Origin of the sequence: Amycolatopsis decaplanina DSM 44594 (genome assembly GCF_000342005.1) — a bacterium.
GTDB classification, from domain to species: Bacteria; Actinomycetota; Actinomycetes; order Mycobacteriales; family Pseudonocardiaceae; genus Amycolatopsis; species Amycolatopsis decaplanina.
Genome location: NZ_AOHO01000055.1, coordinates 249979 through 270457 on the forward strand (window position 1 = coordinate 249979; position 20479 = coordinate 270457).

A 20479-nucleotide genomic window follows, 5' to 3' on the forward strand; every position below is an offset into this window, starting at 1 on the left:
CGAGGCGGCGTCGCCGTGGCCAGGGTCATTGGTCTCGGTTTCCCCGTCGTCCCGCCATCCAGGCCGCGAGTTGCGCACGCTTGCTGAAGCCGAGTTTGGCCAGGCTGCGTTCGACATGCCCCTCGGCGGTGCGCTGGGCGATCACCAGGCGGGCAGCGATCTCCTTGTTGGACAGGCCTTCCGCGACAAGTTCCGCTACCTGCAGCTCGCGCCGGGTCAACGTCACCGCAGGCGCGCGACTCGCGGGCGCGGGGAGCGACGCGCGGGTCGTGATGGTCTCATTGTCGCCGAGCGCGTATGCGACCGCTTGGTCCGGGCTCAACTTCTCGCCATCCCGAAAAGCGGTGTGGAAACCCTGCGCGCGTCGCACGCGCTGCTCGGCGTTCTCGCGATCACTGAGCAAAGAGGTGATTCCGGCCAGCGGCACACCGACCGTGTGCCAGATCGCCGCCGCCGCTCCGAACAGCCTGGCGGCACGACCGCACCGATGCCCCGCGTCCATCCAGGCCAGTAGCTCCAGACTCCGGCCGATGCCCACCAGGTCGTTGAGAGCATGGCTGAGCCGCAGGCTCTCCGTCACCTTCGTCCTGGCCGCGCCGTATTCGTTTTGCTTCCACAGCGCGAGACCGTGCACGTACAGCGCATAGGAGCGGCACCAGCTCTCGCCGACAGCGGAACAGCGTTCGACGCACTCGTCACACAGGGCTTTCGCGTGGTCGAGATCGCCGTGCGCGGCATCGCTTCGCAGGCAATAACAGAAGGCCAGCATGACCAGCAGGGATACGACACCCACTTTGTCGCCCAGGACACGGTGACGCGTCAGGGCGTCCTCGAACAGGGTCAACGCGCCCGAGTGGTCCCCCTGTGCCATCGCGGCGCAGGCCGCATAGCGCACGCTATAGGCCAGAGCCGCTTCGTACTGCAACTGTTCGGCCAGAACGCGGCACTCCCGCAGCGCGGCGGCCGCCCCGGTAAAGTCACCCCGGGTCTGGGCAGCCCACCCGGCGATCCACAAGGCTTTCGCGCGGATCGGCGTCGGCTCGGGAGCGAGCGCTAGTGCGTGGGTCAACCAGTGATGGCCTTCACTCACCGCGCCGCAGGCGATCCAGTAGGTCCACAATGCGGCGACCATGGCGAGACCGACCTGGTGTTCGCCCGGCTCGGTGAGACAGAAGTCCAGTGCGATCCGCACATTCGCGTGGTCGAGGCGCAGCCGCTCGCATCCGGCGACCTGGTCCGGCCCGAGCCATCCGGCCTCGACCCGCGCCACGAGCCCGTGATAGTAGTCCCGATGCCGTCGGCTCAGTCCCGGTTCCTCGCCGGTGCCGCGCAGCATTTCGCGCCCATACAGGCGGAGGGTTTCCAGCATCCGGTAGTGGACCGACCGGCGGCGGCCCACCTCGGTGAGGATCGACTTGTCCACCAGCGCGGCCATCAGATCGATCACGCTCGACCGTTCGATACCACCTCCGGCACAGACCGCTTCCGCGGCGTCGAGGTCGAACCCATCGGCGAACACCGAAACGCGGGCCCACAGAATCCGTTCCAGCACCGTGCACTGGGCGAAGGTCCAGTCGATCGAAGCCCGCAGTGTCTGGTGCCGGGGCACCGAACGGCTACCCCCGACGAGGAGCCTGAACCGATCGTCCAACCGCCGCAGAATCTGCTCCGGTGCCAGCACCCGTATCCGGGTCGCCGCGAGCTCGACGGCCAGCGGAAGCCCGTCCAGCCGATGACAGATCCGGGCGATCGTCGCCCGCGTGGCGGCATCGGGCTCGAAATCGGGCAGGACGGCCGCCGCTCGCTCAACGAACAGACGCACCGATTCGACCCGGCACAGCTCCTCCGGCCCGGGCATGTGGTCAGGGTCCGGGGCCGGTAACGGAGGCACCTGAAAGACTCGTTCCCCTGTCGTGCACAGGGTGTGCCGGCTGGTGGCCAGGATCCGCAGCCCGGGCGCCACCGCGAGCAGTTCGGCGGCCAGCCTGGCACACGCGTCTCGCAGGTGCTCGCAGTTGTCCAGCACCAGCAGCAGCCGCTTGGCCGCAAGTACCCCAGCCAAGGCGGCCAAAGGTGACCGAGCCGAATAGTCGCGGACCCCCAACGCATCCGCGACCGTCTGCTCCAGCAGCGCCGGATCCCCCAGGGCGGCGAGCTCGACGAACCACACCCCGTCCGGGAACACCCGCCGGACCTTTTCGGCCACCTGCAACGCCAGTCGCGTCTTGCCCACCCCGCCCAGACCGGTCAACGTCACCAAGCGAAAAGCGGTCAAGTCCCGCTGCACCTGGAGCAGCTCATCGCGGCGCCCGACGAAACTGCTCACTTCGACCGGCATGCTGCCCAGGCGCTTCAGTGCAGGACCCACACCGGACAAGTTAGCCCAAAGTTCGCCTTACCCGAGCAAAACATCGGCGAGAAGCCTTGGCGCATGTCCGCCAATGCCCATCCATGGACAACGCGCACCGTCGGTCGCGGCCTACGATTAGTGCTTCTCCGACCTCATGTGAGGAGAGGGAATCATGGTCAGGCCATGGGTGACAGGAGATCACGTGTGCATCTGGTACGACACCGACCACGAATACCGGCGACTGGCGCAACTGCACTTCCTCGCCGCGGTGGAACAGGGCCAGAAGATCACCTACCTCACCAACTGCGCTTCTCCCGAGACGCTTTTCACCTGGTTGTCACTGACCGGAGCGGAATTGGACGCGTTGACCCGGCGAGAACAGCTCGTCATCTCGTCCGCCGACGAGTTCTACCGGGCGGAAGAGGGGTTCGAGGCGGATCGTGTGATCAGCCGGCTGCAAGCCGAGACCACCGCGGCGACACGTGCCGGTTACCTGGGTCTGCATATCTGTGCGGATATGACCTGGGCCTCACATGTGCTCCCGGACAGCGAGCTTTTTCTGGCCTACGAGAGGCAGATCACGGAACTGACCACCACGGGCGAATTGCCGACCTTGACGGGATTCTGTCATTACGACCGGCGGCAGTTCACGAATGAGCAACTGGACGTCGTGCGCCAGGCCCATTCCACGGCGCTGACCGCCGAACAGGCCGCACAGCGAGAACCCCTGTTGCGGACGGCGCCGTTGGAAGGACGATGCGGGTTGCGGCTGTCCGGTGAGATCGACCGGTCGAACCTCGCCGAGTTCGCCGCGACACTGGAAGCGGCATACCGCGACGACGACGATTTCCATCTGGATGTCGGAGAACTGCGCTATGTCGATGTCGCCACCGTCCGGCTTCTCGCCGACACCGCGGCCAACCTCCGCAACGGGTACCGGTTCGTTCTGCGATCACCGGGACCCATCATCCGCACGATCCTGCGGAACTACGGCTGGGACCAGTTGCCGTCGCTGACATCGGAGGCCACCGAGGAGGCGTCGTGAGATGAGCGCGCAGGAAAGCCCGGCCGTCGGCGCGTCATTCGTGCATCAGGCCTGTATTTACAGCTCTGACGCGGAATTCCTCGACATGGCGATACCTTTCATCGAAGACGGGCTGGCACGCGAGGAAGCCACGCTGGCCGTGACGACGCCGAACAACATCGAGATGCTCAGCGGCACGCTCGGCGCGGACGCCGGCCGGGTCCACTTCGTCGACGCATACGGCTGGTACCGCCGCCCTGCGGCGACGTTGCTCGGTTACCACGACTATTACGCGGCCCGCCACGCCGAGTGCCCAGGGCACGTACGCATCATCGGCGAACCGATCTGGACCGGACGGTCGGACCGCGAGACCGTCGAGTGGAGGCGATACGAGTCGATACTGAACGTGGCCTTCGCGGCATCGGCGGCCTGGATCGTATGCCCGTACGACGCCCGGGTGCTGGCCCCGCCCATCGTCGCCGACGCCCTGCGCACTCACCCCGCTCGATTGACCGGGCGCGAGGCGAGCCCATGCTCCGACTATCTCGACCCCTCGATCTTCGTCGACACCGGCGACGAGAGCCCGCTGCCGGCTCCCCCGCCGGATGCCGCGGTACTGCCCTTCATGGGCGACTTGTCCAGCGTGCGGCGGTTCGTCGCCGCGCACGCTGCGCTGCACGGGCTGCCTGGACAACGGGCCACCCTGCTCTCAGCAGCGGTCGGCGAGGTCAGCAACCACGTCGTGCAGCACGGAAGCGGCCGCGCGACCATCCGGCTGTGGACGGAATCCGGGAGCATCGTGTGCGACGTCCATGAACCTGCCGGGCGCATCACCGACCCGTTCCTCGGCTACCTGCCACCCACGCTCGACCCGGCACCAGGCGACGGCCTGTGGCTCACCCGCCAGCTCTGCCACCTGGTCGAGACCCGATCCGGATACCACGGTGCCACGGTTCGCCTGCGCGTGTCCGGCCCGCGGGCCGTGACCGCCTCTGATGCCGACGTATTTCGGGGCGGCTCCACGTCGAGGGGGAGGGGACGTGGAGCCGCCCCCTGAATCCTGGCACGATCACCGGCCCACGTCAGTGTTCTTGACCGAAGTGGTGGTGGTTCAGTCGCCGACCGGGTTGAGTCACATCAGGATCGGGTCGATGTCGCAGTTGGCGCGGGCGCCGCGGCCGGCCGCCTGCGTTCCCGGGTGGGCCTCGCCCAAGATCCGGCGGTACCGCGCCAGGATCGGGGCGCTGAACGGCGCGGCCTCGTCCGTCCGGCCGAGCGCGGCCAGGTCCAGGCCGAGGTTGAACGACGCGGCCAGGACCGTGGGATGGTCCTCGCCGAGCACCTGCGTGCCCCGCTCGACCGCGTCCCGTCCCAGCTCGACCGCCCGGTCGAGCTCCCCCAGTTCCGACAGATCACTCGCCAGGTTGATCGTGGCGATGACGGCATAGGGATGATCCGGGCCGATGATGGCCCGGAACTGCTCGAGCGCCCGCTCGTCAAGCACACGCGCGGCCGCGGCATCCCCCTGCAGCCTCAAGGTCACCGCGAGGTCGGCATTGGCCGCCAACGTGTGCGGATGATGCTCGCCCAGACCACGCCGATACCGCTCGAAGGTCTCCTCACCGAGCTTCCTGGCCGCGGCCAGATCACCCGAGTGACGGAGATCGATCGAATGGGCCAGCGCGGAGGCCATCGTCGTGCCGTGGTCGTCGCCGTAGGCGAGCCGGAACCTCTTGAGCACGTCCGTGGACAGGCTCAGCGCCCCGGGGTGGTCCCCGTCCTTCCTCCTGGCCACCGCGAGCAGCAGCGAGTTGCCCGCCGAGTCCAGCTGATCCGCGCCGAAACGGGCGATGAAATTCTCCGTCAGCCGCTCCTGCTGAATTCGCGCCTGCCCGTACTCACCCGCCTCCCGCAGATCCACGTTCCGCGCGCTGTTGACACTGAACGTGCGGACATGATCACGGCCGAGGACCTCGATCCGCCGCCGCAGCGTGTCCTGATCCAGCTCCAGCGCCTCCCGATACGCGCCGCCCAGCCGGAGACTGATCGCGTGCTGATACGCCGCGTGCAACGTCTCCGGATCATCCTCCCCGAACATCCGCTTGGCCTTGTGCAGGATCTCCTCACTCAGCTTCGTCGCCGCAGCGAAATCACCCTGCGCCCGCAGATCGATCGTGATGTTCCGCTGCAGCGCGAACGTCTCCTCGTTCTCCTCACCCGAAATCTGCAGACGCAACGCGAGCGTGCGCTGATTCAGCTCCGCCGCCTCCGCATACCGGCCGATCGCCCACAAATACAACCCCAGCCTCGACGACACCTCCAGCGTCTGTGGATGCGTCGGACCCAGCACATCGGTGAACCGCTTCCGCGCCTCCAAACCCAGCCGCGCCGCCTCCTCATGATCCCCATACTCGAACAGATACCGCATCAGATTGATATAAAGCTGACGCGGCCAATCATTATCACAATCCAGCACATTCGCCGCATACGCATGCGGCAGCAGCTCGCGGTAGCGCGACCAGTGCCTGCTGGACTCGGGATCATTCGGATCCAGCGCGGCCAGCAACTGATGCGCACCATGCTGCATCCGCGCATGCACCTGCCGCGCCATCACCCGATTACGCAACACCAACTGCACCAACCGGTGCAACTGCAACGTGTTGTTACCATGATCGATCTTCGCCAGACCATACCGGTTGATGTCACGAATCGCCCGCGCCAGCTTGATCGGATCCCGCAACGCCGCATCCAGCTCCGGCGAGATCGACACCCGATTCACCCCGGTCAGCAGATCACGCGAAATCGGCTCCGGCGAAAAGAACGCACAAATATGCAAAATCTGATGAGCCGCCGGATTACGCGTCTTCAACTCCTCGAACGAAACATTCCACGCCGCGGCGACGGTGTCGAGAATCTCCTCCACCGACTCGTCGAACAGGCGCAGGTACTCCTGCACCGGCATCCCGGTCACCGCGCGCCAGGCCGCCGCCTGCTCCACGGCCAACGGCAGATCCCCGAGCTTCTCGGCGAGTTCGTCGGCGTCGGCCGGGTCGATCTCCGGACCCCGGCGGCCGAGCAGCTCGACGCTTTCCTCGCGTTTGAACACCGCCAATTCCAGCGGACGTGCGATACCCGCCCAGTCGGAGCTCCGCGAGGTGACCAGGATTTCGCCGGGACCGTTGCGCGGAAAGAACGGCAACACGGTCTCCGCGCTCTCCGCGGCGTCGAACACCAGAAGCCAGCGACGGAACGGCCGTCCGGTCCGCAGCGCCTCGATCACGGCAGGCACCGCGGTATTCACCTCGGACGCACCTGTGACACCAAGGATACCGGCCAGTTCCGTCAGACTGGCGCGGATCTGGGTGGTGTGCGCCGCATTGATCCACCATACGAGGTCGTAATCCTGGAGATGCCGATAGATGTACTCGGTGGCGATCTGGGTCTTGCCGATACCGCCGAGACCGTGCAACGCCGACCGGAGCACAGCCGTCGTACCGCTGTTCAGCCGTTTGGCCAGTTGCTTCAAGAGCTCGCCACGACCGGTGAAAATGGGATTGCGTGGCGGGACATTACCGAACACCCAAGGCGGATCGTCCGCCTGACGGGCCGGAAAACTGCCTGCCACGTCCGATGTCGTGCACGTCGAGGCAGTGGGACGTTCGGCAGTCTCAGGCATCTTGGGCTCACAGTCTTGCTTGATTCAAATTCGGGTACGACCCGTGACGCGGTTGGCGTTCCAGGCCGATCACAGGACTCTTTCTTCGCTCTCCACTACAATCGCGTCGTTTCCGCCTTTCCTGCCAGGGTGTCGGGCTCAGGATCCGGGCCGGCGGAGAGGAGCCGCCGGTAGAGCGCGCTCGTCCGGAGCAGATCCTCGTGGGAGCCGACCGCCTCCACCCGGCCCTCGTCGAGCACGATGATCTGATCCGCCGCACGGACCGTGGACATCCGGTGGGCGATCACCAGAAGCGCACGGTGCGTGGAAACCTCCCGCATCGTTTCGGTCAGGGCCCGCTCATTGAGCATGTCCAGCTGCGAGGTCGGCTCATCCAGCAGCAGCAACGCCGGTCGGGCGAGCAAGGCCCTGGCGATGGCGATACGCTGCCGTTCTCCGCCGGACAGCAGCGTGCCGTGATCACCGACCTCGGTATCGAGGCCTGCCGGCAGCCGTGCCACCAGCTCTTTGAGGCATGCCTCGTTGACCACCCACCGCACCTCGTCCTCCGTCGCTTCAGGCACGGCGTAGGTGATGTTGTCGCGGAGCGTCCCATGCAGCACCGGTGCCTGCTGCTCCACAAGATTCACCAGAGTGCGGGTGTCCGCCCGGGTCATCGAACCAGCAGGCCGCCCGTCGATCTTGATCTGTCCACGGTCCGGATCGTAAAAGCGCTCGATGAGCTCCAGCACCGTCGACTTGCCCGCCCCGGACCTGCCGACCAGCGCGACGTGACCACGGCTGGGCAAGGCGAAGGAAAGTCCTTTCAGGACAGGACGATCGCCGTAGCCGAACCAGACGTCGCGAAACTCCACCACCGGAGTCTCACGCACGCGCTGGAGTGACACCACCGGACTCACCTGGCCACCCCGTGGTGCCCGGTCATGTTCGCGTGGCATCGTGAAGACCTCATTCACGCGATCCAGCGCACCCAGGCCTCGCTGTGCCGTGGACAAGGCGTTGAACAGTGACGACAGTGGCATCACCAGATAGGTGACATAGAGCAGGAACGCGACGAGATCGCCCAGCGACGTCGTGCCGTCCGCGACCCGGAGCCCGCCGATCAGCAAGACGACCAGAACCGAACCGTTGACCGCGAACTCGATCGCCGGCGCCACCGTCGAGTCCAGCCTGGCCAGCCGCACTCCGGCTCGATAGGCGTCGCGGGCATGAGAACCGACGCGTTCGATCTCCCTCCGCTCGGCCTGACAGGCACGGACCGTGCGGATCGCGCTGAGCGCGCGCTCGAGTGCCGCGGTCATGTCGCCGACGCTGGTCTGGGCCTCGTTGGCGGCACGGCGAATGCCCGCCAAGACCGTCAACACAATGGCACCGGCTATGGCGACGGCGGCCAGCACGAGCAGGAACAACTGAGGGTCGAGCCACACCATCAGGCAGACCGCGCCGGCAACGCCGAGAGAGTTCGTGACGATATCGGAGAAGCTGTGTGTCGCCGCCTCACGCACCATCGACGTATCGGTGTTCGCCCGGGAGATCAGGTCACCGATACGCTGACGGTCACAGACCCGCATATGCAGACGCATCAAATGGGACGTCAGGCGTAACCGGAGACCGAGAAGGATCCCTTCGCTGGTGCGGTCCAGGAGAAAACGGCCGACGGCGTCGACGGCGGCTTGGGTGACGAACACCGCGAGAAGGGCGACCACCAGCCAGCTCGCGACCGCGCCGGTCTGCGCGACGTCGATCACCTTCTTCACCAGCACCGGCTGAACCAGCCCGACGAGCGTCCCCAGCAGGGTCAGCAGGGTGGCGGCGAAGACCTGCCGCCCGTGACCGCGGAGCAATCGCCACAACTGAGGCAGGCGAGTCAGCGATTCACCGCTGACCTGGTCGGCACTCCGGCTCTCCTCGGTCACGAGGCCGCCGGGGGAACGGTCATCAGACGCTGAAAGTAGTCGTCGGAGAACTCTTCCCCCACGAGGACGCCGTCCACCTCGACCCACGCGTGCGCGGCGAACGGGCCGACCGTTCGCGCGCCCACACACCACGTCGGCCAGACGCCCCAGGCGCGGCAGAGCAACGCGGTGGCGATGGACCGGGGAACACACCCCTGCGCGCCCCGGCACACCAGGCTCACCGACGTGACCGCGTCACGGGCGGTCGACGTGGGGCCGAGGCCCGCCGGACGAGCGCCCCTGCGGACGATGCCGAGTACCGTCCGGATCCGCGCGGGCGGCAACAAGGCGAGCATCCGGGCGAACGCGACGGCTGCCCGCGCCAGCAGCCGCCGCGGCAATGGGATTCCCTCGCCATGCCGGGGCAAGGTCATCGGCGTGGTCATTTCTCCTCCACAAGGCCTGCTTCATGGAGCTGATCCAGAAGGTTGCTCACGTCAGTGGAAACGATGTCGCGGGACGCCGGATAAAGTTCGACCACCGCTTCGACGGCGTCGCCCTTGTCCTTGCCATCGAGCAGCACGCCCATGGCCAGCGCACCGGTCGGGTTGAGCGTCCAATACAGACCGCTCGCCTCGTCCAGCAGCACGGCACCGTATTCGGTTTCGCAGAAGACGACGTTCTTGGCCAGCTTCACGATCGCGATCCTGCCTGTACTGACTGGGTTTCGAGCCGTCGAAGCCAAGCCTCGGAAGTGAAAGTCTGCTGAAGCGACTCGTGCGGCCGGGTGAGCGAGGGCGAGTAATGACTGGCTGCCCGCAACCGGTCGGCGTCGACGAGCCCCAGGTCCGCGAGCCGGGAGTCCTCACACAACGCCATCAGATCAGGATGGTTGGCGCGCAACCCTGCCTCCTCCTCGGCGGAACTCTCCGCCTTGGTCGTGCGTTCGAGCGAAGCCGCGGGAACGATCCCCCGCATGGCCTCCTTGATCAGCGGTTTGTACTCCCAGGGCGTGGACCGCTCATGCGCGCGCACCGCCAAGCACGCCTCGACGACCTGATCGTCGAGAAAGGGCGTGGCGAACGGCACACCGGTCGGTCCCACCAATTGCCCGAACGATCGAGCGATCCGCGCACTCGACCGGATCCCGAGGAGATCGGCATGCTTGCTGGGGTCACCTGCCAGCGGGCGTACGGAATCTCGCCTCACCCGAAGCACCCGGCGGACGAGATCGACGCAGTCGCGACTGACCCAAGGCGGCAACCGTGGTGGCTCGTCCCAGTCGAACCTCGGAGACCGCAACGCCTGGCGCGGATCGGTGATCCCCCCCGCGGTACCTGCCCACCAAGAACCGTACGAACGTGGTCGAAGCAGCTGCCACGCGACGTTCATGAGCGGCCAACGCCCCTGGGCGTGGTATGCCCGAAGCCGGGGCAACGCGGTCCATGGCGCCCTGCGAATCAGGGACCGCAGATAGTTCAGGTCGCCTTCCAAGACCTCGTCGCCCCCGAAGCCGGTGAGGTGGATCCGCGATCCCAGCGCGGCCATCCGTTCGAAGGCCACGAGGATCTGAGCCCGGTCTATCTGCCCGATGAAGGGCCGGTCCAGGCAGTCGTCCGCGGTAGCGATGCCCTGGTAGACCAAAGGGAGTTCGCCTCGGGGCAAGATCTCGTGCCCCACCCCTGGCAAGGCGAAGATCGCCCGCATGGCCCACGGCACGTCGTCATCAGCCGGGTCCAGGCCGACCGTGGTGTAGGCGATCAGTTCAGCGGAACTGCCCGCCGCGAGAAAGCATATCGAGGTCGAGTCGAGGCCGCCGGAAAGGTCGCAACTCACCTTTCCGCCGGCGGACGTCCTGACCGCGACCGCGTTGTCGAGTGCGAGGCGAAGCGCGCGTGCGCCGTCCACGAGCGGCACCACCGGCTCCGGCGGCGACCACCAACGGAAGGTCGCCGGTCGTCCGGCCTCGTCGGTCAGCAGGAAATGATCCGGTGGAACCGCCTCGACGCCCTTCCACATGGGGGCGTCGTCGAGTGGGTATGGCGGCATCGGGTCCAAAAGCGACAGTGCCACGGCCTCGATGTCCAGTTCGGTATCGAGCAGCCCGGCGAGCACGTCGGCCCGGTCGGCGGCCAGCACCTGCCCGTCCACCCTGGTATAGAGGACCTGGCGAACACCGGCCGCCGTCCCCCGCACCAGTGATCGGCCCTTGACATGCGCGACCACGTGATAACTGCCGGACAGCGAGGACAGCATCGTGCTGACAGCGGTGACATCGCCTGCTCTCGCCAGGATCCCGGCGAGACGGGTGGCGGTGACGGACACACGCCCGATCACCGCCACCCGCGAATTCCCCGCCTCGGCCACGACGATCTCGTCGTCACTCCAATTGCCCACCAGCCAGGGCCGGCCGGAGTTGTGCGGCACCGACACCCGCCCCTGGGCGCGTAACAGCGTTGTGACCGTGCTCGTCACGTCGGCATCCGGCATGACGACGAACCATGGAGTGTCGCGCGCCAACGCAGGGAAATTCATCATCTGGCTAGATACCTATGCCTCTCACCAGCACCAGTGGTGGTGGCCGCGCCGGCAGTAACGATCACGACCCCAGCCGCACTTGCCGCAACCAGTCACCTTCGAGAAGGCCCCAGCGGCCTGCAGCGCAGGGGACTCGTAAACACCCTTCACATTTACTCCTTACATTTCTGTCGAATTGCGAGAGCCGACCGGAACCATCCGGCGCGACGAATATGATTCTGCCCCAGCGGTAACTATTTCCGGTACATTCTCGGCACAGCGAGCTACGGGCGATTTCACACCACTGGGTATTTGGTCCGGATCCACCGATACCGTGCCGCGGGACTGTGTCACAGACGGGGACGCGCCCGCCGCCTCGGGATGACTCAATAGAGCGGTACCGAATCTCGGTGGACACTCGCGGGAGCGGGCGTGGTCTCGCGGCGCTTGGTCGGCCGAAGTACGTGAAGGCCCCCTTCACTTCGCTAGACGCTAGGGTCCCGGCAAAGTCGCATAGCCGCTGGCCAGGTGAGTCAAGAGTGGCGATCCGGGCTCTGGCGACGAGAGCGGGGTCATCAACCGAGAGCGGAGTCATCAACGATGCCCCAACGCTGCCAAGGGGGTCGTGAGTGGCAAGTCGTGTTCTAACGCTACTTGCCACTCACGACCCAGCTCGCAACCGTACATAGGCACCAAATGGACACTCAGCTGTCCGGTTCGAATCACCAAGAGCGACACTGACCAGCAGTTATGCGACTTGCCGGGACCCTGGCGCTAGACGCAGTGAAGGGGGCCTTCACGTACTGAGCAACTGGTGGACCCAGGCTCCGTGTTCACAACGTGTCGGCGAGCATTTTTTCATGCAGCCGGCGCAGCTCGGCACCGGGTTCGATGCCGAGCCCGTCCGTCAGCGATCGGTATGCCGATTGGTACGCGTCCAACGCGTCAGCCCTGCGGCCGGAACGGTGCAAAGCGACAAGAAGTAAACACCACAGCCGCTCTCGCGTCGGATGTTCGATCGTCAGCGCACGGAGGTCCGGGACGACCGTGTGGTGTTGCCCCAGCATCAGCCGCACATCGATCAGCTCCTCGCGTGCGGTCCAGCGCAGCTCTTCCAGGCGTGCCGTCACCGGGCGCCTGATGGACAGCGGAAGATCCTCGTACGGTTCGCCACGCCATAACCCCAGCGCCTCCCGGAAATGCTCGACGGCCTCGCCATCGGCGGACCGATGTCGCGCTTCCCGTCCCAGACGTACCGACTCCTCGAACCGGAAGACGTCGAGTTCCCCGGGGCCCACGCTTATCCGGTATGCGCCGACTCGATTGGCGATCCTGCCGTGCCCGTCCCCCAGCGCCGTCAACGTCCGCCGCAACTGCGAGACGTAGGTCTTGATATTCCCTGGCGCGGATCGTGGCGGCAGCCCCTCCCAGAGCGCGTTCTCGATCACCGCGTTGGACACCCAACGATCCGCATGAAGAAGCAACAGTGCCAGGAGAGTCCGCGGCTTGTGCGGCCGAACACATACCGGTCCTTCGGCCTGCCCGCTCAGCTCCAAACTCCCCAGTACCCGGAACAACATTCGTCAGATCCGTTTGGCGACGCGAAACCCCTGAAACAGTCTGCCACCCTGCGCCACAGCCGGCGCGGAACCGCGGAAGAGAACGCGGTGGCGGCCACCGGTGTCCCTGCCGAGATACACGCCCACGCGGTCGATCGGCCCGCTACCTTTCGCATCGGGAGCGAAGAGCAGGAGATCACCGGGCTGAAGCAGACTCTGTTCACGCGCCTCGGTCGAGATCACCACTCCTCCGGTATCGGATTTGATCACGGCGACCGAGATCTTACGCGATAACCCGTAAACGAGCTTGATCAACCGGGAGTCGCTGATCTTCGGAGCGTCCCCCGCCCAGTGTCGCCGGGCGGTAGCGAGCACGTCTGGGCTCCGGTCGGCGAGCGCGGCGTCAAGCCAGGCGCGGAACCACTTGCCACCTTCGGCACCCTCTTTCCACGGCTGCGGCAAAAGACGTACCCACGCTTCACCTCTGACGACGGACGATCCAGACCGCGAGACAGGGAAATCCCGAGCGGGGCCGGCCAGCACGACGCTACGGGCGCCGTCGGTGAACGTCGCCACGACCGCCCCCGTGTCGCTCCGTACCACGGTCCGCGCAGGACGTGACAAGCGTTCATAACGGTACTCGGCCACCCGGTAGGGCCCGCCCATGATCCGGACCGCGAGGGCGTTCACCGGCGGGACACTGGTCACCGTACGCACACCCGGCCCGAGGTGAATGGTCACCACGGACAAGACGACCACGGACAGCCAGATCGCGATACATAGATTGCGGACCCACTTCTTCCGTGGCGAAATCCAGGATTTTCGCATGTCCGATCCTCTTCTTGTCAGACTGTGGAAACGAAACCGGCGAGAACGCCGCTCGCCAGCACCGCGCCGGTGACCAGGCTGACCGTCGCCGTTGCCAGCATGGTGGCGACCGGTGGCTGGCGGATCAACTGGTAAGCGATCAACCCTGGCACCACGAAGCCCAGTGTCTGATGGGCGAACAGCAGTGGATAGTCGTGCTGCAGAAACAGGAAGAGCGTGCTCTGCAACAAGACTGCGAGCAGGACGATGGCTGAGAAGAGGCGCTTCCCGTACAAGATGGTGAGTCGTTGGAGCCCCTTTGACCCCACATAGGCGAACGCGGTCATCACTACCACGATCGCGGCGCGCCGATAGTCCTCGACCAGCGTCAGCGCGAGCCAGCCCGGACTGATCATCCCACCGGGCGACAGATTGGTGAGCAGCACACAGGCCAGCGACAGCAGGAGGCCGATGGCCAACCCCAGTGTCGCGACGCCAGGCAACAAGGTTCCCATCGGTTACGATTCCTCCCTTCCACATTCCGCGGTCCAGACGACGGCGTCGGCCGGTATCCGCTCCAAAGCCTGGAGCTCCTCCAGGAGTCGCTCTCCCTGGCCATGGATGCTGCCGATCGCGACGACGGACGCTTCACCTTCGATCCCGTCGACGACTCCGTCGAGAAGCTCCGATGAGCTGCGACGACCGCCGAGGTCGCATACCCGGCCCTGCCATGGGCCGGGAATGGGTGTCCTCGCGCTCCTTGTCGGCTCCCCGATCAGGATCACTCGCTCGGGGTCGAGCTGCGGGATCAGCGAACCTATTTGGCGATTGCGCTCGACACGGTCGGGACGGCATCCGATCACCACATGCAGTGGGCGGGTGATGAGTTTCTCGGAGATGAGCTCCTCGATGTTCATCAACGTGGATTCCGGATCGTTGACGGCGAGAAGGTTGGCGAATCTCAGCTGCTTTCCGCCCACTCGGAACCGATCGACTCTCAGTGCTCCCGGATCGGGGGGTGCGGACCACATTCCTCGCAAGGCATCCCCGCGATCAACCCCGAGCAGCTTCGCGACGGCGAGGCCGATGGCGACGTTCTCCTTGAAAGTGATCCAGCCGAAACCCTCCATTTCCTCATCCGTCACGGTCTCCGGATCGACCACCACGAGGTCGCAGTTTCGCCGAGCGGCCTCCTCCTTCAGCACGGAAAGCCGCTCGCGCTCGGCGGTGACGCAAACCCCTCCTTCCGGCATCGACCTGCTGAGTGAGCGCGCGATGTCGTCGATCGTGGGGCCCATTTCCTGGACGTGGTCGAGGCGCACATTGGAGATGACACCGATTGTCGAGGAGATCAGCTTGGTCTGGTTGATCTCCTGCAGCTCTGGCATCACCGCCATGCACTCGACGACCAAAGCGTCGGGTGAGTAGGCGACCGCGCGGCGCACCACGCCGATCTGCTCGATGACATTGGCGATGCCGAACTTCCGGTAAACCGGGTCTTCATGTGCGTCCGGATGCACGAACCGGGCGGCTGTTCCCGTCGTCTTGGCGACGGTCACCAGATCGCCGCCGCGCAGCGCACCCGCGCACAATCGGGTTATCGAGCTCTTTCCACGAGTACCGTTGACCAGCACTCTGGCCGGAATGGCCCGCAGGTTGGCGTGGTGGCGGCGCTGCTCGAGAAGGCCGGCCACCAGGATAAGGACACAGGCAACGACATATACGACATAACAGAAAAGCACATCAGTTCTCTCGCCGGGCGAGCTCTTTCCGATGCTCGGACTCACTCGCTGTTTTCCTACAGATCTCGAGGCAGAAGGTGATCGTGCCGATCTGGTCTTGTCTCACCGGGTGGATTCCGGACACGAGATCTCCGGATGCCAACCGCTCCGCGAGCGTCGCCGTCCGTCGCAACTGCCGTACGACAATGAACTCATGCCAGCCGAAGTTCAGCAAGGCGATGACGAGACCGATGAGACCGGCCGCGAGGTTGCGCCGGTTCAATTCGTTCTCCGGAAGACCCAGCGTGGTGGTCTTCTGTTCGGAGACCACACTCCATCGCAGGGCGGCGGCCGGACCCGGTGCGCCGATCGCGGCGGACGCGATCACCGACTCGCCGCCTCGGGATCGCCCTATCTCCGCGCGAGACCGCCCCGCGAGTGCCTCACCCGCACTTCGACGGAGAGATTCCCCGGACAGCGCATGGAACGCGAGATACCCCTCGGTGTCGGCGATCGTCCGGAAACCGGGATCGACGATCCTGACCCGGCCTGCGCGCTGGTGCAACAATTGCGAAAGATGCTCCACATCGAGCTCGGCCACGATGCCATGACCGGAATCCGGCAGCTTCGCGTAGGCGAAGATCACCGGGAGACTGCCGGCGGTGTTGTGCTGACGTACCCCTTCGCCTGAAGGCGGCCGTTCCTCGGCCCGCAGCGGTGGCCGCCCGGCCCGGACGCCTATCCGGCCCGCCGGATCCACCACATAGATACTCCGATATCTGGACTCTCTGGCCATCAGCCGCTCCATGAGCGGGAGTACGGACGCAGCGTCCTCCCGTCCCTTGGATCTCACAAGCAGTTTCAGGTCCGCGACCGCTCCATTCAGGCTGCGGCGGACCGTGTCGGCGATACGCGAAACCTCCATTCCCCGTTCACGCACGACGAGTTCCGGCACCGTGGGCGCCGAGCCACCGGCGACCACCAGCACAGAACAGGACCAGGCCAGCGTCGTCGCCGCGGCGACGACGATCACCAGCCGAGCCGACGGCACCCACCACCGAGGGCGTTGCCGAGCTCCCGCCGGGCGACTGAACCACTCGAACGCCGCGGCGATCCGGCGCACCTCACGCACTCCCGAGCCACGTACCGTCGGCGCACCGGCCCCGGAGGCGACCGCGAGCGCGCCGTTTCGCAGCCGGTGAACCGGACCGACGACGGTCCTGCGGACCAGCACGAAACCGAAGAACGCCGCAACCACCAGGGTGACGACGGTCGCCGGGTGGCGACCTGTCTGCGTGCCCCCTTGCACCGGCACTTGGGCCATCGACACCAGCGAGAGCTTCCAGGCTCCGGCCAGACCCGTTACCGTCAGCGGCGCGTAGGCGGCCACCAGCGCCGTCTCGCGAACACCGTCGGGTCCCGATCCCGTCTTGACGACAAGGTTCACGCTCCCGGCGCGTCCCACGGCCGATTCGGTCGCGGCCTTGCCGATCAGCCCCTGGCTGACCCGGGCGTCCACAGTGGGAGCAGGACCTCGGGAATCAAGGAGGCGACCGTCGTCCGTGACCACCGACACACTCTGCCCGAGTCCCGGGTCCAACGGAATCTCGGAATTCACCAGGTCGGTGAACGCCACCAGGACCCGCTGTTCGCTGCCTGCCGGCACCGGAACGGTCGCGACCATGACGACCCCTTTACCCGCAGATGCCACAGGACGAACGCTCGCCTCCTTCATGGATCCACTGTCCAGAGCCGCGAAGGGCAAGGGTTCTCCACGGGCGGCGAGCAATTGTCCTGTCGAGCTCCGCATGAGTGCCATCCCACGCCATCGCGGGTAAACCTCACCCAGCGAATCGAGCAAGTCCTCCGGCGCTCGTCCCTGAGCATTGCCGGACTGCGTCACCCCGAATCGGAGATCCATGACGGACTCCGCCACTGTCTTCGCCAATGCGTGCGCAGTCGCTTCGACGAAACGTTCCTGCGACTGCGTGACGACACCTGGAACCGGTTCCGCCGAAGGAGGATCGAGCAACAGAACACAGGCCGCGGCAAGTAATAAGGTCAGCGCCAGAACCACGGCGGAAGGGACACCGACGCCTCTGGGAAATCCAGCCTCGGCAAGGTGCTTCTCCATTCGGATTGTGCGCTTCCGCACGAAATGTTTCCTCTCGAACTGAGCGCGGCGGTTTCATCAGCCCAACACGCTGAAGGCATCATTCCCCTTCACCGGCCGCCGGTCCAGGAGCCACCCAGCTGGCCACCGGGCGTGGAGTCGCACCATGCCGGCACCGCGGATCACAGCAGGCTCAAGAGTGATTCAGAGAGTCCATCAAGGACGCCCATGCCGCGGTGGTCATCACCAGCGCGGGTCCCGAACGGTCCTTGGAGTCACGTACAGCGACGTGCCTTGGCAATATGGCGACCTCAACACACGCGCCTTGACCGACGCTGCGAAGCGGCTTCCGCCAGACGGCGTCCGACGGAATGATGTTTCCCTGCTCCACTCCCGCTACAACTCCTTAATTATCTGGCCGACAAAATGGACGGTCTTCTCCGGAGACAAAGCCAGCTCCTTGAGACGCCCGAAAACACAGGTGTACCCGGCGATCTCACTCTCGCGCTCCATGTACAGCCCACCCACCGGAGTCTCGACGTAGACGACGTCGGGATCGGACTCCTCATGGAACTCCAAGACCGTGAACGGGCCTACCATCGCCGGGTGTTCGCCGGCCGCGATGGGCAGTACCTGCACCGTGACATGAGGCAGTTCCGCTATCTCCAGCAGGTGCGTGAGCTGGTCACGCATGACGGCGTTGCCGCCGACCGGCCGCCGCAAAGCGGCCTCGCTATGCACCGCCCACAAGCCGATCGGACGACTGGAGTGCAGGCGTTCCTGACGTTTCATGCGCAGCATGACCTGCCGGTCGACCTGGTCTTCCGTACGGGGAACCACGGTCGCCGCCGTGACCGCACGGGCATACTCCTTGGTCTGCAAAAGCCCGGTAATCACTTCACCTTCGTATGTTCGACTCATGGCGGCTTCAGCTTCCAGCCCCACGTAAGTCGCAAGCCACTCGGGTAGCACGTCACCATAACTATGCCACCAACCCCGAACGCGAGATTCTCTCGCGGCCTGGACAAGACGATCCGCTTCCACACCGTGCACTCCGTACAAATCCAACATCAAGCGGACGTCGCCTGGACTGATGCTCCCGTGGCCGTTCTCGATACGGGAAATCTTCGAGTGCCGGCATCCCAGATACTCGGCGACTTCGCCGATCTTCTTGCCTGCTCTCTCCCGATGACGACGCAGTTCGCTGTCCAAACGCCTGCGACGGACAGTGGGACTGTAATCAGCGGCCAATTCTTACTCCTTTCATTGCCGGGTAGCTTCCACCAGTCGTGCTCATCTTCGATAGGCCCAGACAGAGTAACGCCCTAACAACACTGTCGGCGGATGTACAGATGTGTACGTACAGACGAAGCTGTTCGCATGAGCAATCCGGCAAAACCCCACGTGATGACCCCGATTCAACCACACCGGACAGGTACGTGAACAGGATTCACAACTACCACCTCGTCCATCTGGCGGTAATCACATCGGCCTACATTCGCCGGAACATGAAGGATCATCGCCATTCTTGCGGGCCACCCGGAAATGATCAGCCGCGACTCGTGACGCGGCAGGGATCAGTTCTTCTGGTGTCGGAATCTTTTGTCAGCCAGACCGATACCAGTACCGCCGGGCGGCGTGCGCGACGCCTTCCTCGAGCGCGCGCCGCCGCCCGGCATCCAAAGCGGCGGTGAGGCTGGGAAACCCTCCCCGACATACCAGCCTCACCGCCTCCCCACATAACGCGCAGAAACTACGCGCCGCCGCGCCGCACGCGCTGAGTGCGCATCACCGCGCTCCCCGTCATCGGCATGGTCGGGCGATATCTCCCCACGCCCCCGGTTACCACCAGGCGCCATCGGGCATCAACTGCCCGAGACCACGGTCGCCGGCTCTGCCAGACAAACAAGGAAAGCGGGTTCCAGACATGCCATCTCAAAGTGTTGCGGAAACGTTGACGCACAGCTCCAACCTGGACCACATGCTGGCGACAGCTCGCGCCTACCGGGATTTCTACGGCTGGCCGACCAGTGTGGACCACGCGACCGGGCAGGTCGTGCTCACCGTGTCCGGTGAGGTGAGCGCGATCGTAGCGAGGAAGGAACTCGGCGAGGCCGCTCAATCGCTGCTCGCGATCCGGATGCTCGCCGGCCCCGCCGTCGAGCTGCCCGGCGGGGATTGCGTGTTCCTCACCGGCCCCAGATGCGACCTCGGCCCGGCCACGGTGGCGGATCTCGAACGCCTCGGGGTCCGCCTGCGGGACAGGGGTTCCTTGATCCCCTTGCCTCCGTCGGGAAACGGCGACGACGCGGTGCGGTGGTTGTGCGGGCCGAAGCCGACCCGGCCGCTTCCCCCCTGCGCCGCGGTCATCGGCGCCCTCCGCGCCTCCTCGGCGATGTGCCCGGCCTGAGCGTGCCGCCGGGAAGAAGGTGCTTATCCATGCTTGCGGAAAGGAAGACTACTGCTGTGTTCAACTACACCGCGACACTGTCGGCCGCGGAGAACTGGGCGGGCCTGATCCCACGACGGCCGCTCTGGCACAACACGGATGTCGAGTGGCAGTTCGAACCGGTCATCCAGAAGACCGCCGGTGTCCTGAGACTCACGTTGAGCGCACCGGATAGACCCGCCAAGGTCAAAGCCGTGCAGATCGCCGATGTCCGGGATACGGCCAACGCACAGGGTTCGGTCATGGCGGTACTGGACGACATCTACATGAAGATGTTCGAGATCTCCGGAATTCCGGCTCCCCCGCTACCGGTCCGCTAGGCCGGCCTCGTAACAGCTGGCAAAGGGTCACCTTCAGGACTCTGAGTC

The 20479-nt window shown here is 65.4% G+C and carries 18 protein-coding genes; 4 read left to right on the plus strand and 14 right to left on the minus strand.

Features of this window, described 5'->3' with window-relative positions; translation table 11 throughout:
- Positions 1 to 25: 25 nt before the first annotated feature.
- A complete protein-coding gene (locus H074_RS18360; RefSeq protein WP_200865791.1) occupies positions 26 to 2368 on the minus strand; it encodes an ATP-binding protein in 2343 nt (780 codons plus the stop codon).
- A gap of 184 nt (positions 2369 to 2552) precedes the next feature.
- Here H074_RS18360 and H074_RS38785 point away from each other — a divergent pair, with 184 nt between their 5' ends.
- Positions 2553 to 3395: an MEDS domain-containing protein gene (locus H074_RS38785; RefSeq protein ID WP_007031543.1), complete on the plus strand. Its 843-nt coding sequence runs from the start codon at positions 2553 to 2555 to the stop codon at positions 3393 to 3395.
- 1 nt (position 3396) lies between these two features.
- Positions 3397 to 4431, plus strand: coding sequence for a sensor histidine kinase (locus H074_RS18375; protein WP_007031544.1), 1035 nt, complete (start codon positions 3397 to 3399; stop codon positions 4429 to 4431).
- A 75-nt stretch (positions 4432 to 4506) separates the two neighbouring features.
- On the opposite strand, the gene fxsT is transcribed toward H074_RS18375, so the two are convergent.
- The 13 genes from fxsT to H074_RS18430 form a co-directional block, all read right to left on the minus strand.
- Positions 4507 to 7050 carry an FxSxx-COOH system tetratricopeptide repeat protein gene (gene fxsT / locus H074_RS18380; RefSeq protein WP_235096803.1) on the minus strand — a complete coding sequence of 848 codons (2544 nt, stop codon included), beginning with the start codon at positions 7048 to 7050 and terminating at the stop codon, positions 4507 to 4509.
- A gap of 95 nt (positions 7051 to 7145) precedes the next feature.
- Complete coding sequence (locus H074_RS18385) at positions 7146 to 8966, minus strand: ABC transporter ATP-binding protein (protein ID WP_007031546.1); 1821 nt, start codon at positions 8964 to 8966, stop codon at positions 7146 to 7148.
- Positions 8963 to 9391: a lasso peptide biosynthesis B2 protein gene (locus tag H074_RS18390; protein WP_007031547.1), complete on the minus strand. Its 429-nt coding sequence runs from the start codon at positions 9389 to 9391 to the stop codon at positions 8963 to 8965. The genes H074_RS18385 and H074_RS18390 overlap by 4 nt, the downstream gene beginning before the upstream one ends.
- Positions 9388 to 9642 carry a lasso peptide biosynthesis PqqD family chaperone gene (locus tag H074_RS18395; RefSeq protein ID WP_007031548.1) on the minus strand — a complete coding sequence of 85 codons (255 nt, stop codon included), beginning with the start codon at positions 9640 to 9642 and terminating at the stop codon, positions 9388 to 9390. Before H074_RS18395 ends, H074_RS18390 begins: the two co-directional genes overlap by 4 nt.
- Positions 9639 to 11435, minus strand: a complete 1797-nt coding sequence (locus H074_RS18400; RefSeq protein ID WP_235096805.1) for an asparagine synthase-related protein — start codon at positions 11433 to 11435, stop codon at positions 9639 to 9641. The genes H074_RS18395 and H074_RS18400 overlap by 4 nt, the downstream gene beginning before the upstream one ends.
- A gap of 69 nt (positions 11436 to 11504) precedes the next feature.
- Positions 11505 to 11633 (minus strand): lasso RiPP family leader peptide-containing protein, encoded by a 129-nt coding sequence (locus H074_RS42365; protein ID WP_152521443.1) that lies wholly within the window; start codon positions 11631 to 11633, stop codon positions 11505 to 11507.
- Between the two features lie 662 nt (positions 11634 to 12295).
- On the minus strand, positions 12296 to 12922 hold the full coding sequence (locus tag H074_RS18405) for an AfsR/SARP family transcriptional regulator (protein ID WP_007031550.1): 627 nt from the start codon (positions 12920 to 12922) through the stop codon (positions 12296 to 12298).
- Between the two features lie 123 nt (positions 12923 to 13045).
- Positions 13046 to 13849 (minus strand): hypothetical protein, encoded by an 804-nt coding sequence (locus H074_RS38790; protein WP_007031551.1) that lies wholly within the window; start codon positions 13847 to 13849, stop codon positions 13046 to 13048.
- Between the two features lie 17 nt (positions 13850 to 13866).
- Entirely contained in the window at positions 13867 to 14343 is a 477-nt protein-coding gene (locus H074_RS18415; RefSeq protein WP_007031552.1) for a poly-gamma-glutamate biosynthesis protein PgsC/CapC, read from the minus strand.
- A gap of 3 nt (positions 14344 to 14346) precedes the next feature.
- A complete protein-coding gene (gene pgsB, locus H074_RS18420) occupies positions 14347 to 15615 on the minus strand; it encodes a poly-gamma-glutamate synthase PgsB (protein ID WP_338022502.1) in 1269 nt (422 codons plus the stop codon).
- Positions 15572 to 17704, minus strand: a complete 2133-nt coding sequence (locus tag H074_RS18425) for a cache domain-containing protein (protein WP_161630684.1) — start codon at positions 17702 to 17704, stop codon at positions 15572 to 15574. The genes pgsB and H074_RS18425 overlap by 44 nt, the downstream gene beginning before the upstream one ends.
- A gap of 151 nt (positions 17705 to 17855) precedes the next feature.
- A complete protein-coding gene (locus tag H074_RS39350; protein WP_007031555.1) occupies positions 17856 to 18053 on the minus strand; it encodes a DUF397 domain-containing protein in 198 nt (65 codons plus the stop codon).
- Positions 18054 to 18058: 5 nt separating this feature from the next.
- Positions 18059 to 18913: a helix-turn-helix domain-containing protein gene (locus tag H074_RS18430; protein ID WP_039922752.1), complete on the minus strand. Its 855-nt coding sequence runs from the start codon at positions 18911 to 18913 to the stop codon at positions 18059 to 18061.
- Positions 18914 to 19643: 730 nt separating this feature from the next.
- Between H074_RS18430 and H074_RS18435 the strand changes: the two genes are divergently transcribed.
- Complete coding sequence (locus H074_RS18435) at positions 19644 to 20072, plus strand: hypothetical protein (RefSeq protein WP_051071951.1); 429 nt, start codon at positions 19644 to 19646, stop codon at positions 20070 to 20072.
- A gap of 56 nt (positions 20073 to 20128) precedes the next feature.
- Positions 20129 to 20431, plus strand: coding sequence for a hypothetical protein (locus tag H074_RS18440; RefSeq protein WP_007031558.1), 303 nt, complete (start codon positions 20129 to 20131; stop codon positions 20429 to 20431).
- Positions 20432 to 20479 lie beyond the last annotated feature (48 nt).

Bases quoted from the DNA above. Each gene is read 5' to 3' on its own strand.
- H074_RS18390 (WP_007031547.1), bottom strand. From the start codon at position 9,391: ATGACCACGCCGATGACCTTGCCCCGGCATGGCGAGGGAATCCCATTG.
- H074_RS18400 (WP_235096805.1), bottom strand. From the start codon at position 11,435: ATGCCGGATGCCGACGTGACGAGCACGGTCACAACGCTGTTACGCGCC.
- H074_RS18435 (WP_051071951.1), top strand. From the start codon at position 19,644: ATGCTGGCGACAGCTCGCGCCTACCGGGATTTCTACGGCTGGCCGACC.
- H074_RS18375 (WP_007031544.1), top strand. From the start codon at position 3,397: ATGAGCGCGCAGGAAAGCCCGGCCGTCGGCGCGTCATTCGTGCATCAG.
- H074_RS38790 (WP_007031551.1), bottom strand. From the start codon at position 13,849: ATGCGAAAATCCTGGATTTCGCCACGGAAGAAGTGGGTCCGCAATCTA.
- fxsT (WP_235096803.1), bottom strand. From the start codon at position 7,050: ATGCCTGAGACTGCCGAACGTCCCACTGCCTCGACGTGCACGACATCG.
- H074_RS18415 (WP_007031552.1), bottom strand. From the start codon at position 14,343: ATGGGAACCTTGTTGCCTGGCGTCGCGACACTGGGGTTGGCCATCGGC.